Origin of the sequence: Epilithonimonas sp. (assembly GCF_032055105.1) — a bacterium.
GTDB lineage: Bacteria > Bacteroidota > Bacteroidia > Flavobacteriales > Weeksellaceae > Epilithonimonas.
Window position 1 is genome coordinate 136,242 of record NZ_DAMBRK010000003.1, and the last position, 14,667, is coordinate 150,908.

The following is a 14,667-nucleotide window of genomic DNA, read 5'->3' on the forward strand; positions in this document are numbered from 1 at the left end:
AGATTTGTAAATCTTACTCCTAGAAGAATCATTCTATTCTTATATCACTTAGATCAACATTTTTATGCAAATTTTTTTAACAGGTGCTACAGGATATATCGGTAAACGATTATTGATACAACTGCTTCATAACGGACACCATGTCATTTGTTCTGTGAGAGATCAGAAACGTTTTGATTTATCTCCATACAAAGATTTCAAGTCGCAAATCAGCGTCATTGAAAATGATTTTAATGATTCTAGTACACTAAATAACATTCCAGATCATATTGATGTTGCATTCTACCTCATTCATTCAATGTCTTCCAATGCAGATTTTAGCAAAGCTGAAAAGATAAGTGCTGAGAATTTTTCAAAATCTCTTGAAAAAACTAATTGTAAACAAGTTGTTTATCTCACAGGAATCGTTAATGAAAAAGAACTTTCAAAGCATTTGCAATCCCGTAAAGATGTTGAGGATCGGCTAAAATCCAATCACTATGCACTGACTGTTCTTCGAGCTGGAATTATAATAGGTTCTGGTTCAGCATCTTTTGAAATTATAAGAGATCTTGTGGAAAAACTCCCAGTAATGGTTGCTCCTAAATGGCTAAAAACCTTGTGCCAACCTATTGCCATCAGAAATGTTGTGGAGTTTTTAATGGGCGTTATGGCTAATGAAACAACCTATAATCAGCATTTTGATATTGCAGGGCCAGATATTTTGACTTACAAAGAAATGCTGCTTATCTATGCAAAAGAGCGCCATCTTAAAAGGTCAATCATCTCAGTTCCTGTACTGAGTCCAAAACTATCATCCTATTGGCTTTATTTTATTACCTCAACCTCTTATGTCCTTGCTAAGAATCTGGTTGACAGTATGAAGATTAATGTTGTGGCAAAAAAAAATAATTTAGCAGATGATTTGAATATTAAGCTTTTATCTTATGAAGAAAGTTTAAAGCTAAGTTTTGACAAAATTGAGCAGAATGATGTATTGTCAACTTGGTATGATTCATTTGGCAACTATCGTTATTCTAAGGATGTGTGGAAGTTTTTAGAAGTCCCTAAAATGGGTGTATTTAAGGATAGACAGTCTATTAGAATTAATGATGAACAAAAAACCCTAGACAAAATATTTGGAATTGGAGGTAAAAATGGATGGTACCATGCTAATTTATTGTGGAGTCTAAGAGGCAGTATTGACAAACTCTTTGGAGGTGTGGGTTCCAAGAGAGGACGGAAAAATAAAGATAAGCTCAGTGCTGGAGATTCTCTGGATTTTTGGCGTGTGCTATATGCCAGTAGAGATGAAAAGAAATTACTTTTATTTGCTGAAATGAAACTGCCTGGCGAAGCTTGGTTAGAATTTAAAATTGTCAATAATATTTTAGTACAGGAAGCAACATTCCGACCGCTAGGTCTTTGGGGAAGGCTTTATTGGTATGCTGTACTACCGTTTCATGGCTACATATTTAAGGGAATGATTAAAAAATTGGCAGATGAAAAATAAATTATTTGTTTTGATAATCATGATGCTTTTTCCCATTTCATTAATTGGGACATTGCTTTTTGTAGAACCTGAATCTTTTAAAGAATATCTTTTGTCAGCAGTTCTTTCTTACCTGCTGTGGTTTGTTCTACATTCATTAATCTTAGCTGGATGTATGCTCATTTTTAAACGAAATGATTAATAATTAAAATTATTTCTTTTTTAAGCAACGTATAAAGATGGAGCTTTAGTAACTTATTAATAAAAAAGGAGAGAAGCAAATTTGAGCTGCTACTCTCCTCTTCCTAATTATATAGGATTTTAAACTTAGAAAAACATTGCTGTTTGTCTTTTTAAAAATCTACTGAACTATGAATTAGAGTTCTACTGTAATTACAACAACTTTTTTGCCAAATTTAACTGCAAAAAATAAAACATCATTTTTATCAGTGAAGACCTATTGATTAATCAACCTGAATGTAAGATTAATTCGTTCTTTCATTGGAACCGTAGATTTAGCAATTCTATGCTCCCAATGTTCCTGCAAATCTCCTTTCATAATCAGCAATGCGCCATGGGGAAGTGGCAAACTGTATCTGCTTTTGTGATGGTCTTTCTTTCTAAAATCAAAATTTCTTGTCTGCCCAAGACTTATTGAAGCAATAACAGGTCGTTTTCCATATCTGCTCTCCTTATCTCTGTGCCAGGCAACAGAATCATTATTGTCCCGATATAAATTGAGCAAGACGCTATTAAACTGATATCCAAATTCTTTTTCTATTCTTTCTTTTAGAGCATATAATTCAGAAGTCCATCCATTTCTTTCGGTTGTATTAATGTCGGCTGACTTATAAGATTGGGCATCTCCGTACCATGCTGTCAGGCGCGGAGTTAAGACCGTCTTGTCATACATTTTCTGAGTACGCTGTTCCCAAGGCGTATTCTGAAGCAGATAATCCTTCAACAGATCAGCTTCTTCTCTACTAAGAAAGTTTTCTTTGTACTCCAATAAATCTTTTGGAAATTCATAAAATTCTTCTGCATCAAATAAACTTAGCTGACTCATTGTAATTTTCTTTTGAAATATTTACTTTTGTTTTATCCCGTTTCTACGGAATTTTTTCATCATTTGTGTTTTTAGCTTCCCTTCGGGGAAGTTTTTTAATAACTCAAATTCAATTTTTATCTCGAATTGTCTCTTTGATCTGTTTGATATCCGTTTTAATCTGGTTGATAAAGTTTTGAATATGATGCTCCGCAAATTCATCAGGTTCATATTCTTTGGTATTAATGCTGCAAGCAAATTCCCAGATTTCTTTAATTTCCGGTAATGGGATTTTATAAGGATCATAAAACTGATTGTCAGCCTTTACCCATATACCATCTGCTTCATGAAACTGAAACCTTTTGTAACTGATGCCATCATTAGCGGTAATGAAAACATAAGTTCTATCTGTTTTCAAGTCTGAAAGGTTTTCAACATACTTTCCCACAATATAAGTTCCGTTCTTATAAGGGGGCATTGAATCTCCGTCAGCTGGAAATGCTCTGAACTTGCCTCCTTTCAAGAAGGGTAAGGATATGATTTCCAGACTTTCTATGTACTCTGGATCTCCATAGCCGTTCAGGTATCCCATTGAAGCCTTTTGTGGAATAATCTCAATTTCATTGTTTCCATCTTGATCTACCCTTATAGGCAAGACAATTCTATTGTCAGGAAGTTCAATCATCTCATCAATAGAAAATTTGCTGACATTGATTGTCAAAAGTAAGTCGATACTGATATTATAATATTTAGAGATTTTGATTAAAATCTCAAGAGGAGGCTCTGCGGCATCATCTTCATACTTACCATATCTGCCTCGGGTAATTAATAGATCATCAGCAACCTTTTGTTGTGAAAGATTTAGCTTACCTCTTAAATACCGCATGTTTTCTGAAAAAATCGACATTGCTATAATTTATAGCAACAAATATACAAAAATTTGCTACAAAACGTATTAATTTTGTCAAATGGAACGAGCGATTGCACATATGGATTTGGATACATTCTTTGTTTCCTGTGAGAGGTTAAGAGACTCTGTATTGGAGAATCAGCCTATCATCATAGGTGGCGGAGATCGTGGTGTCGTAGCATCCTGCTCGTATGAAGTCAGAAAATTCGGCGTGCGTTCCGCTATGCCAATTCGGATGGCTTTACGTTTGTGCCCAGAAGCCCAGGTCATCAAAGGCGATATGGAATACTATTCCAATATGTCGCATATGGTAACAGAAATTATCCAGGAAAAAGTTCCCGTATTGGAAAAAGCCAGTATTGATGAATTTTATCTGGATCTATCCGGAATGGACAAGTTTTTTGGATGCTACCAATGGACAACAGAAATTGCTGAAGCCGTGACTAAACAATCAGGACTCCCCATCAGTTTTGCTTTGTCAACGAATAAGACCGTCTCTAAAATTGGAACCGGTGAATCAAAACCTATTGGAAGATTTGAAGTGAAGCCTGACTATATTCAGCCTTTTTTAAATCCATTATCAGTTAAGAAGATTCCGATGGTAGGGAACGTCACTTTCGAACTGCTTTCCAGGTTAGGTGTAAGAAAAATTGAAACACTTTCCAAAATGCCTGTTGATGTATTGCAGCAATTGATCGGTAAAAATGGAATTGAACTTTGGAAAAAAGCCAATGGTATTGATAACAATCCCGTTATTCAATATTCAGAACGAAAATCTATTTCGACTGAAACCACTTTTGCTGAAGACACCATCGATGTTCAAAATATCAGGAGCATTCTTTCAGGAATGGTGGAACAACTCTGCTACCAGCTTAGAAATGAAAAATGGTTGACCTCAACGGTATCAGTAAGAATTCGATACGCCAATTTTGATACGGAAACAAAACAATGTAAGATTCCTTATACCTCAACCGATCATACCTTGTTAAAATATGTTTTAGAGCTGTTTAAAAAAGTTTATACCCGAAGGATGAGAATTCGCCTGATTGGGATCAAATTTACAGGTCTTGTTCACGGTAATCATCAGATGGATCTTTTTGAAGATACAGAAGAATTGATATCACTCTATAATGCGCTTGATAAAATCAAAAACCGGTTCGGAACAAAAAGTGTGGGAAGAGCTTCAGGTTTTTTAAATTAATAAATTGTTTTTTATGTTTCTTAACTGCCATACTTATCATAGCTTACGTTATGGAACTATTTCTGTTGAAGATTTGGTTCAGCTGGCTGTGGACTATAAGCTAAAAGTTCTGGCGTTGACCGATATTAATACGGTGACAGGAATTTATCAGTTTTATAAATTGTGTCTGGAAAATGATATAAAACCAATTGTCGGCGTTGATGTCCGTGTTGAAAACGTACAGTATTATATCTGCTTAGGAAAGAATCCTAAAGGTATCGCAGAGGTTAATAAACTGCTGACTGATTATAATTGTGAGGGTATAGAAATTCCGAAGGTGAATCCTCCAATAGACAATTGTTTTGTGATCTATACATTACAGAATAGACCGGAAATCTTATTGGAACACGAATTTATTGGAATCCGACAGGAAGAACTCAATCTATTGATTAATCCTGAACTCAAATCCTTAATATCTAAAATGATCATTCTTCATCCGGTAACCTTTAAAAACGAGGAAGAATATGAGCTTCATAAAGTATTACGAGCGATTGACAGTAATACTATTTTTACCAAACTGACTGAACAAGATTATTGCAGAAAAAATGAGTCATTTGTCGGTAAGAAAAAACTGTTGAATCAATTCGAACATTACCCTGAAATCATTGAGAATACCAAATATATAGTCAATGAGTGCAGTTTTGATTTTGAATTTAAAACTCCAAAGAATAAAAAACATTATACCGACAGCAAGGAAAATGATTTTAGATTGTTATCACGGCTTGCCTATGAAGGTTTAGTTCGCAGATATCCTGATAAAAATAAACAAGCTGTTGAAAGAGTTGAAAAAGAACTGACGGTGATTGATCAACTGAACTTTTGCGGTTATTTTTTAATCACTTGGGATATTATTCAATATAGTAAAAGTGTGGGCTTTATGCACGTCGGCAGAGGAAGCGGAGCGAACAGCATTATTGCTTATTGTATGGGGATTACTAATATATGCCCATTAGAATTGGACTTGTATTTTGAGCGTTTTCTCAATCTTAACCGTAAGTCACCTCCCGATTTTGACATTGACTGGAGCTGGAAAAATAGAGATACTATTTTAAAATATATTTTCAAAAAATATGGTAAGGATCACGTAGCCTTTTGTGGAACGAATGTGGAGTTCAAAAAGAGATCAAGATTCCGAGAATTGGGAAAAGTATTTGGATTACCGAAAGATGAATTAGATCTGCTCTCCAAAAAACCGAAAGATCAGCACGACCAGAATTCTGTAGTGCAGCAGATTTATAAATATGAACAGCTATTGGTAGGTTTTCCAAATCAAAGAAGTATGCACTCTTGTGGTATTCTGATTTCTGAAGAACCAATTACTAATTATTCAGCCTTGGAGTTTCCTCCAAAAGAATTCCCCATTGTACAGTTTGATATGCATACGGCAGAAGATATCGGTTTGGAAAAATTTGATATTTTATCGCAAAGAGGATTGGGCACCATTAAGGATGCAGTTAACCTGATTGAAGAGAAAAGAGGAATTGTCATAGATATTGAGGATACCAGCATTTCTAAAGATGAAACCCTGTGCAATGAGATGCTGAGTATTGGAAAGACTATTGGCTGTTTTTATATTGAATCGCCAGCTATGCGTGGACTTTTGAGAAGACTGAAATGTAATAATTATAAAGTTTTGGTTGCTGCTTCATCTATTATTCGTCCTGGGGTGGCTCAAAGCGGTATGATGCGGGAGTATATATTTCGTCATAATCATCCCGGCGAATTTGAATATTTTCACGATGTCTTTGAAAAAGAACTGGGTGAAACCTATGGGATTATGGTTTATCAGGAGGATGTAATCAAAATTGCAATGCACTTTGGAGGCGTATCCGCAGCTAATGGTGATGTCCTTCGAAGAGCAATGAGCGGCAAAGGACGTTCCCTTTCTGCTTTACAGCAATTACAAGATGATTTCTTTGAATCCTGCAAAAGAAAAGGACATCCAGAGCAGTTATCACAGGAGGTCTATCGACAGATTGAATCTTTTGCCGGCTATTCATTTTGTAAAGCTCATTCTGCATCTTATGCAGTAGAAAGTTATCAGAGTCTGTATCTCAAAGCCTACTACCCCATTGAATTTATGGTATCCGCTATTAATAATGGCGGAGGGTTTTATCGTACTGAAGTGTATGTCCACGAAGCTAAAATGGCCGGAGCTGTGATTTATAATCCTTGTGTCAACCTGAGTGAATATCATACAACAGTTTATGGAACTGATGTCTATTTGGGATTGATGCATATTGAAAGATTAGAAGCTTCTCTTAAACTTTTTATTCCCGAAGAAAGAAAAGAAAACGGCGATTATAAATCATTGGAAGATTTTGTCAAAAGAGTTCAAATTGGTATTGAAACCCTGCAAATCTTGATTTTTGTTGGTGCTTTCAGATTCACAGAAAAGCAGAAACATGAACTCTTGATTGAAGCAAGATTTCTTTTATCAAAGAATCAATATAAAAATAAGAGTATATCCCTATTTGAAGAACCCCAAAAAGATTATGAACTGCCTGTTATTGATAGAAATCCTTTTGAAGATGCCTTTGATGAAATTGAAATATTGGGATTCCCTGTCTCCTATTCTATTTTTGATTTATTAAAGACTAAATACAGAGGCGATGTGTTGGTTAAGGATCTTCTGAAATACCATAAGAAGCAGGTAAAAATGCTGGCCTATTTAATTTCCAGAAAACATGTTCCTATCAAAATGAAAAATCATCCCGGAAAAAAGGATGATATGTATTTTGGAACTTGGATTGATGCTGAAGGTGAATATTTTGACACCGCCCATTTTCCGGACAGTCTAAAACAATTTCCTTTCAAGGAAGGGGGCATCTACCTTTTATTGGGAACCGTAGAAGTAGATTATCACTTCCCCACCATTACCATTACCAAGATGGCTAAGATGCCTCTAATTGCGGATCCAAGATACTCTATGGACGAGGAAAAATCGAAAGAAATGGAACGAAGTCTCCGTGAGGATGTTAGCTTAACTTACAGACAACCTTATCCCCAGGAGTATGAGATTGGACTTCCAAGACAACAAATGAAGATATACAGATAGGTATCATTGATATTTCTGAGCATATAGATACCCCCACATATTTCACCTCTAATCTTACAACAACTCACTAAAAAACAGTTGATCTCATCAGGAAAAGGAAAAGGATTCTATCTAACAGATGAGCAATTTGAAAATCTTACAATTAAAGATATCTACGAAAATTTTGAAAGTAAGGAAGTTCTCACTTCTTGTCTTTTGGGTTTAAAACACTGCAGCGGTGAAAACCCTTGTCCTATTCATCATCTTGCAGTTGCTGTAAGAGAAAAAGTCCTTATTATGTTCCAATACAAAATCAAAGATCTGAAAGATCTGGGAAGTGTGGTTCAAATTATGAGTAAACCTTCTGAATTATTGTAATTTTTTTTTATTAAATTATTTATTTTCAATTTTTAAAGATTGGATAAAAGTTAGGATTGAAATCATAATAACAACCGAAGCAAAAAGCAACCAATTTTTTGCAGTTAAAAACGGAATGTAAAATATTGAAAATGTTCCCGATAAACCCAATACAATTTCATTACAAACAATTCCAAATACCAGCAATAAAATACTGATTTTCAATAATTTATTAAATTCAATTTCTTTCATTTGTACAATTTTCCAAATTAGAAAAAGGCTGATTCCCATTAGTAAAACCAAGTGCAAATACGCAATTACGATATTAATATTGCTGAATGCAAAAACACCCAAAGCCGGAATTGCAGACAAACTTTGAAGCAGAAATTTTAAAATAAAGGCAAAACCAAAAATACTGAGAAGAAGTTTCTGTATGAAATTTTGATTTTTAAAAAGATTCGTTTTTCTTATCCAAATCAAAAATAGAATTGCGCCGAAGAATTGAATTACGGAAATCAAGACAAAAAATCCATATAGAACTGAGTTCATTTCAATCCATAAAACGGACAATCCGTAACCGAAAAAACATCCGAAAAACAAAAGAAAGAAAATAGTTTTGTTGAGTTTTTCCTTGATTTCAATTCCGATTTTTTTTAATGAAATCAGCAATAATCCGATGCAAGAAAACAGGAAAAATCCGTTGTACTGATAATGCAAATAAAAGTAAGTGTAAGCTCTAAACAGAACATCAAACTCTTCTTTCTTGCTGGAAAAATACGCCAATCCGAAAATCCCGATTGCTGAAAATGTGGCAAAAAATGCGCCTGATTTCAACCAGATAATTTCAGGATTTTCATTCGATTTTGTATCAATTAACAAAAAAATAAAATACGCAAACCCAGTAAACAAAGCAATTGAGGAAAAAACAATCGACAACCAAAAATAGCCTCCATAAAGAAATGTAAACAACATTCCGTAGGAACCAATTTGATTGCAAATCATTAAATATTGATATTTCGGAAGATTGATTTTCTTGAAATTTTCACTTAAATATTTCGTCACAAAAAGAAAAATTCCCGCCGAAACCCAACCATAAAATGCAAAATGTGAATGAGATTCCTGCATAAATTTATGATTAAATCCAGGCAACGAAAAAGCCATATTATAGCGCATTATCACACCAACCACAGACACAATGAAGAAATTGATAACGCAGATTTTTAACCAAAAATTAAAGTGTATTGTCTGACTAATTTTTAACATTTAAAAATAATTTTTGAAGATATTAAAGTTGGTTTTCGCTTACGCTCGCTTGAATTGTATATAACATGTGGCCAATGCAGTCATTCTATAAATAAACTGTTGATCATATCGCTCCGAAAACTGAAATTGAGAAATCCTGACAGCACAGTAAAAATTTGATTATAATTTCACAGCGCATACATTCTTTTGCAATTTAACATTAAAATTTTTGCTAAAAATATGCAAAAAGAAAGCCTTAAATAAACCCAATTTTTCATAATATAAACAAAAAAAAAGATTTAAAATAAGACTTTCTTATCCTTTTTTAAGTTAAGGCCATCCGTTTAAAATTCAAAAATATTTTGTGGGGATTTGTAAAATCAAGCCAATTTTTCTAAAGTTTTACATTTGTCTTCATCACCAGATTTCACGAGTGAAATATCAATGTATTTTATTGTCCGTTGGTTCGTCAAATTGTTTAGCTTTTTTATCGGGGTAAACAAAAGTGTAACCAACTGCTATTACAACTTTATGAACGTTGCAATCACCCATCGCCAAATAAAGATATTCGCCCAATCTGATTAAATATTAATACTCATTTTTTTAATTTAAATTCAATAAATTATTTCCAGAATTCATCTTCATAAAGATCATTTTCTTTTTGATGTATTTGCTCAAGTTGAGCTCCAATATTATTCAGTTTTACATCAGATAAATGTTCTTCTAAATGAGGAAAATATATCCGCTCTTCGAAACGAATATGATTACTTAAAGCATTCGCAAAATCTCCTAAAATACGGATATCGTTAGTTTGATTGATGGTATTGATTAACTTACGAATCTCGATGTGTTCTTTTTCCATCTGAATCTTAAGAATATTGTTGTCAGTTTCTGGAAGTACGAGATCTTCGATTTCAAAATGACGGCTTAGATTTTCCTGCCAATAGTAATTGATGTATTTTTTTATTCTGTCATAAGAAACATTTTTTTTGATCCCTTGACGAATTTTCCAGCTGCAAAGCAATCCGAAATGATGATCTCGGGAAAGCGGGACTAAGTTTTCGTTTCTTTTCATATTTTAAAATTTAAAAGAACCACCACTACAAAAGTGGCAGTTCTCAGGATTAAATAATTGATTATCTTTTATCTTTTAAAGACCAGCCGGTTTTCAGTCCGATAATGAAAATTACTAATAACATTTCTCCTATTGCCAATAAAATATCACCCGGAACACGCAGCCATCTCAATGTATGCATCATATCGGTTTGCATAAATTCGGCGGAACGTGCATACCAATACCCTTCTTTAATTGAGGCTACAGATTGCATAATTCCTATCGGCAGCAAACTGATAGTTACCATCACCAATAAACCGATATTAGTTAACCAAAAAGCCCAACCGATCAGTTTATCATTCCATTCTCTGTCCGGATACAATCCTCTCAACATAAACATCATCAAACCAATTCCAAGGATTCCATACACTCCAAATAGTGCAGCATGGCCGTGAACCGCAGTGGTATTAAGCCCTTGAATATAGTACAATGCTATCGGTGGATTAATGGCAAATCCGAAAATACCGGCTCCTAGGAAATTCCAGAAACACATTGCGATGAAACAGTAAATTGGCCATTTATACGCTTTAATCCATTTAGTAGATTTACTGATTTGATAATTTTGATACGCTTCAAATCCTATTAAAACCAATGGAACAATTTCGAGTGCACTGAATGTTGCTCCCAAAGCCAGAACTGCTGTTGGTGTTGCACTGAAATATAAATGGTGGAACGTCCCCAAAATACCTCCGGCAAGGAAAATAATTGTTGAAAATAATACTGCGTGAGTTGCTGCTTTTAATCTTAGTAATCCTAATCTCGTAAATAAAAACGCAGCTACAACGGTTGCAAATACTTCAAAGAACCCTTCTACCCAAAGGTGCACTACCCACCATCTCCAATATTCTGCAATTGCCATGTGGGTTTGTCTTCCGTACATCAATCCTGCACCATAAAATAATGCGATTGCCACTGCAGAAAGTGTAAAGAGTAATAATAAATGTCTGTCGCCATCTTTCTTTTTCAATGCTGGTAAAAGAGCTCTTACCATTAAAATTAACCAAAGAATTAATCCTACTAACAATAAGATCTGCCAAATTCTTCCCAATTCTACATATTCGTAACCGGAATGTCCCCAAAGGAAATTATCTACATAGCCCAACTTTTGCATCACGCCTAACCATTGTCCGGCTAATGAGCCAAAAACTACAATCAATAGAGCTCCAAACAAAATATTGACACCCAAAACCTGATATTTCGGCTCGTATCCTGAAACTGCAGGAGCGATGTATAATCCTGTCGCCAACCAAGAAGTAGCAATCCAGAAAATAGCTAATTGTACGTGCCAGCTTCTAGAAATTGACTGCGGTAAAAACTCATCGAGTGGAAAACCATAGAACCCACTTCCTTCAACTCCGTAATGCGCTGTGATGACACCTGCAACCATTTGCACTAAGATCAATAAGGCAACAACCCAAATATATTTTAAAGTTGCACGCATTGAAGCTGTAGGTTTCATACTTCTCAAAGGATCTTCTAATGGAAGCATTTCACTGATCTCTTCTTCTTTATTTTTAGCGTGATAGAAAACCAACAACCCAACGCAACCTAATAACATTAATACACTGAATCCAGACCATAAATGCAGCGATGGTGGAGGAATATTTCCTATTAATTCATCGTGAGGCCAATTGTTGGTGTATGTAATTCCTGTGTCTCCGGGGCGATCTGTGATACAAACCCAGGCTGCCCAGGAAAAGAAAGCGTTCATTTTTGCCATCCTCTCCTCAGTTTTCACTGTATTTTTAGGAATGGCATAATGGTCACGAAGCTGATTCATCTCCGCATCATTCATAAATATCTTAGCATAATAATCTGCTAATTCTGCCTGTACTTTAGCTCTTTCGGGAGAAATTACAATTGTTTGAGTTGCCTCATCTAAAGTGTTTTTTCGGATTTCTCTTTTCAGAAGCACCTTGTATCTTGCCTGCTCATCATCAGGAAGATCTTTATAAATTTTTCCATCTTTTTTTGCCAATTCATCTAATAAAAGCAGAGCTTCGCGATGGAGGTAATCTGCGCTCCAATCAGGTGCAATATAGGCTCCGTGCCCCCAAATACTCCCAACAGTTTGTCCGCCAATCGATTGCCAAACGTTTTGACCGTCTTTAATATCTTGTCCAGTCGCTACAACTTTTCCATCTGTTGTAACTACTTTATCGGGAACAGGCGGAATTTTCCTGTAAATATCAACGCCATAGTAAATCAAAACTACAAATGAACCGATAATCACTGCTGCAAGCCAGGTCCATAATTTTTTAGTTGTCATAATCTTTACGATTTAATGTTCTACAGAAAATTCTTTTTCGAGGTTAATTGCTTTTGGGAATAGAATATTATTTTCTAAATGAATGTGTTTGTGAAGATCATTTTCAAAATCCTGAAGCATTGCAAATGTTACTTTATAGGTATTACAAGCATCTGCAGGAGGTGTATATTCATCTGTAAGTTCTGCAATTTTTCTTAATCTTTCTCCTTCAACTGTATGTTCGTGCTTCATCATATTTACTGGATTTTCTACCGTTCCGAAATGAGGTTGAGGAATTGCTGTGTTTTCAATTCTTACTTTCACCATATTTTTAACGAATGGGAAAAGTATCAATTCTTCTTTTTTCATGTGAGCTGCCAAATCCTGAGCTGAACCATCAAAAAGTTCTTTAATTTCGAACAATTCTGGATGACTTCCACCATGAACTTTGCACAGCTTATCTAAAAACTGTTGAAGAATTGGCGTTTTTTCTTCCACATAGCGGTGATGCGTTTTTTCTACGTAATCTGCTAAAAGATCTAATGGCCAACTGTTGAAATCAATCGAATTACCATCAGTCTTCGGAAGATTTTCAATGTCGGAATAAATTTGATTTTTATCTAAATTTTTCGGACCACACGCTTCTTCAATCGTTCTACCTCCCTTACAACAAAAATCGATGCCATATTTTTTGAATATCGAAGCAGTTCTAAAATCTTCTGCTACAATGTCTCCTATAAAGTCTGTCTGTGTATTCATAATTTAATACTTTTTTATCTTTTATTATTTTAAAATTTTTTTATTTTTTCACTATTGCTTTGTTTCAATTACAGATTTTTAAAATATAAACTGTAACTCAATTATTTCAAAAGCCACTCTCTTCATGGTATTACGATAATTAAAAATTCAGCAAATAAACAACATGTATTCGTAATGCCAGAGAGAAAAATGAGATTAAAACAGGTTCAGCTGTTTTAACTTTCACATATTATCTAAATATTTATCTATTTTTTTAAAGAAAGAATATATTTTACCATCTTCTGAGCATTTTCTTTACTCATTCCTGCGTGAGGTGTCATTGGGATATCTCCCCAGTTTCCTTTTCCGCCATCAATGATTTTCTGCGCAAGCTTATCAATATCTGATTCTGTATATTTTGCTGCAACATCTTGATATGATGGACCAACCAATTTAGCGTCTACTTTATGACATGACAGACAATCCATTCCTTCTAACAACTCTTTTCCTTCGGCTTCGGGTGTTAATGTTTCAGATTTAGATGCCATTGCTGCAGAATCTATTGTCTTAGGCTCTTCAAGCATTACATTAGATTCTACCGCTGTTTCTGTTGGCTTTTTATCTGAGCATGAGATCACTGTGATTGCTGATAAAACTGCACCTAATACTAACTTTTTCATTTTTTAATTTTTTTATAATTTATAACTCTAGTTGTTTTTTAATTTCTTTTGCAGTACTTTGAATATCGTTCTCAAGGCCTTCTTTCTGGTAAGCCAGTGTACCTTTTTTTGAATACACACTAATAATATTGGAGTGCGAAAATTCCATAGGAGAAATCTCTTTATATTTCACGGCCATAATATTGGCAATTTCCCTGGTATCGTTTTCGTTGCTGCGGATAAACATCCATTCTTTTTCATCAAGCTGATTGTTTTTTAGATAAGCCTGCATAACTGTAGGAGTATCTGTTTTAGGGTCAACAGAAATCAATAAATATTCGATATTATCAGAATCTACTTTTCCAACTTCTTTTGCTATTTTTTTTATTTCCGCAGTCAGCCTCGGGCAAGCAGTTTTACATGAGGTAAAGATCATTGTCGTTACAATTACTTTCCCTTTAAGATCTATAAAGGAAATTTTACTTCCATCCTGTTTTTCCCATACTGAACCCACGTTGTAAATCGAGTCGGGACTGATAATCTCTTCTTTTTTGCTGCATGACAAAATTGAAAATGCAAACAAAAGATATAGTATCCGTTTCATTT

General features: G+C 34.6%; 12 protein-coding genes. 4 read left to right on the top strand and 8 right to left on the bottom strand.

Annotation, left to right across the window (positions count from 1 at the left end; genetic code table 11):
* The first annotated feature begins 64 nt into the window (after positions 1 to 64).
* Positions 65 to 1,492 carry an SDR family oxidoreductase gene (locus RTY06_RS03420; protein WP_312822827.1) on the top strand — a complete coding sequence of 476 codons (1,428 nt, stop codon included), beginning with the start codon at positions 65 to 67 and terminating at the stop codon, positions 1,490 to 1,492.
* A gap of 436 nt (positions 1,493 to 1,928) precedes the next feature.
* On the opposite strand, the gene RTY06_RS03425 is transcribed toward RTY06_RS03420, so the two are convergent.
* Together RTY06_RS03425 and RTY06_RS03430 are read right to left on the bottom strand one after the other, a co-directional pair.
* On the bottom strand, positions 1,929 to 2,537 hold the full coding sequence (locus RTY06_RS03425) for an alpha-ketoglutarate-dependent dioxygenase AlkB (protein ID WP_312822829.1): 609 nt from the start codon (positions 2,535 to 2,537) through the stop codon (positions 1,929 to 1,931).
* A 109-nt stretch (positions 2,538 to 2,646) separates the two neighbouring features.
* On the bottom strand, positions 2,647 to 3,423 hold the full coding sequence (locus RTY06_RS03430) for a helix-turn-helix domain-containing protein (RefSeq protein WP_312822832.1): 777 nt from the start codon (positions 3,421 to 3,423) through the stop codon (positions 2,647 to 2,649).
* A 61-nt stretch (positions 3,424 to 3,484) separates the two neighbouring features.
* Between RTY06_RS03430 and dinB the strand changes: the two genes are divergently transcribed.
* Genes dinB through RTY06_RS03445 form a run of 3 tightly spaced genes read left to right on the top strand, consistent with a single transcriptional unit; the run spans position 3,485 to position 8,081 of the window.
* On the top strand, positions 3,485 to 4,627 hold the full coding sequence (dinB, locus tag RTY06_RS03435; RefSeq protein ID WP_312822833.1) for a DNA polymerase IV: 1,143 nt from the start codon (positions 3,485 to 3,487) through the stop codon (positions 4,625 to 4,627).
* Positions 4,628 to 4,640: 13 nt separating this feature from the next.
* The gene (locus tag RTY06_RS03440) at positions 4,641 to 7,724 is read left to right on the top strand and encodes a DNA polymerase III subunit alpha (RefSeq protein ID WP_312822834.1); all 3,084 of its coding nucleotides are present in this window, start codon (positions 4,641 to 4,643) and stop codon (positions 7,722 to 7,724) included.
* A gap of 39 nt (positions 7,725 to 7,763) precedes the next feature.
* Positions 7,764 to 8,081, top strand: coding sequence for an Rrf2 family transcriptional regulator (locus RTY06_RS03445; RefSeq protein ID WP_312823028.1), 318 nt, complete (start codon positions 7,764 to 7,766; stop codon positions 8,079 to 8,081).
* 15 nt (positions 8,082 to 8,096) lie between these two features.
* Here RTY06_RS03445 and RTY06_RS03450 read toward each other — a convergent pair whose 3' ends face one another.
* The 6 genes from RTY06_RS03450 to RTY06_RS03475 form a co-directional block, all read right to left on the bottom strand.
* A complete protein-coding gene (locus tag RTY06_RS03450; protein ID WP_312822835.1) occupies positions 8,097 to 9,323 on the bottom strand; it encodes a hypothetical protein in 1,227 nt (408 codons plus the stop codon).
* Positions 9,324 to 9,924: 601 nt separating this feature from the next.
* Positions 9,925 to 10,377, bottom strand: a complete 453-nt coding sequence (locus RTY06_RS03455) for a hemerythrin domain-containing protein (RefSeq protein WP_312822836.1) — start codon at positions 10,375 to 10,377, stop codon at positions 9,925 to 9,927.
* 61 nt (positions 10,378 to 10,438) lie between these two features.
* The gene (locus RTY06_RS03460) at positions 10,439 to 12,685 is read right to left on the bottom strand and encodes a nitric-oxide reductase large subunit (RefSeq protein WP_312822837.1); all 2,247 of its coding nucleotides are present in this window, start codon (positions 12,683 to 12,685) and stop codon (positions 10,439 to 10,441) included.
* A 12-nt stretch (positions 12,686 to 12,697) separates the two neighbouring features.
* Positions 12,698 to 13,423 carry an iron-sulfur cluster repair di-iron protein gene (gene ric / locus RTY06_RS03465; protein ID WP_312822839.1) on the bottom strand — a complete coding sequence of 242 codons (726 nt, stop codon included), beginning with the start codon at positions 13,421 to 13,423 and terminating at the stop codon, positions 12,698 to 12,700.
* A 245-nt stretch (positions 13,424 to 13,668) separates the two neighbouring features.
* Complete coding sequence (locus tag RTY06_RS03470; protein ID WP_312822841.1) at positions 13,669 to 14,082, bottom strand: c-type cytochrome; 414 nt, start codon at positions 14,080 to 14,082, stop codon at positions 13,669 to 13,671.
* Between the two features lie 19 nt (positions 14,083 to 14,101).
* Positions 14,102 to 14,665 carry an SCO family protein gene (locus RTY06_RS03475; protein WP_312822843.1) on the bottom strand — a complete coding sequence of 188 codons (564 nt, stop codon included), beginning with the start codon at positions 14,663 to 14,665 and terminating at the stop codon, positions 14,102 to 14,104.
* Positions 14,666 to 14,667 lie beyond the last annotated feature (2 nt).

What these genes read in the sequence shown, in the direction of transcription:
- RTY06_RS03420 (WP_312822827.1), top strand. Translation starts at nt 65, where the DNA reads ATGCAAATTTTTTTAACAGGTGCTACAGGATATATCGGTAAACGATTA.
- RTY06_RS03425 (WP_312822829.1), bottom strand. Translation starts at nt 2,537, where the DNA reads ATGAGTCAGCTAAGTTTATTTGATGCAGAAGAATTTTATGAATTTCCA.
- RTY06_RS03430 (WP_312822832.1), bottom strand. Translation starts at nt 3,423, where the DNA reads ATGTCGATTTTTTCAGAAAACATGCGGTATTTAAGAGGTAAGCTAAAT.
- dinB (WP_312822833.1), top strand. Translation starts at nt 3,485, where the DNA reads ATGGAACGAGCGATTGCACATATGGATTTGGATACATTCTTTGTTTCC.
- RTY06_RS03440 (WP_312822834.1), top strand. Translation starts at nt 4,641, where the DNA reads ATGTTTCTTAACTGCCATACTTATCATAGCTTACGTTATGGAACTATT.
- RTY06_RS03450 (WP_312822835.1), bottom strand. Translation starts at nt 9,323, where the DNA reads ATGTTAAAAATTAGTCAGACAATACACTTTAATTTTTGGTTAAAAATC.
- RTY06_RS03455 (WP_312822836.1), bottom strand. Translation starts at nt 10,377, where the DNA reads ATGAAAAGAAACGAAAACTTAGTCCCGCTTTCCCGAGATCATCATTTC.
- RTY06_RS03460 (WP_312822837.1), bottom strand. Translation starts at nt 12,685, where the DNA reads ATGACAACTAAAAAATTATGGACCTGGCTTGCAGCAGTGATTATCGGT.
- ric (WP_312822839.1), bottom strand. Translation starts at nt 13,423, where the DNA reads ATGAATACACAGACAGACTTTATAGGAGACATTGTAGCAGAAGATTTT.
- RTY06_RS03470 (WP_312822841.1), bottom strand. Translation starts at nt 14,082, where the DNA reads ATGAAAAAGTTAGTATTAGGTGCAGTTTTATCAGCAATCACAGTGATC.
- RTY06_RS03475 (WP_312822843.1), bottom strand. Translation starts at nt 14,665, where the DNA reads ATGAAACGGATACTATATCTTTTGTTTGCATTTTCAATTTTGTCATGC.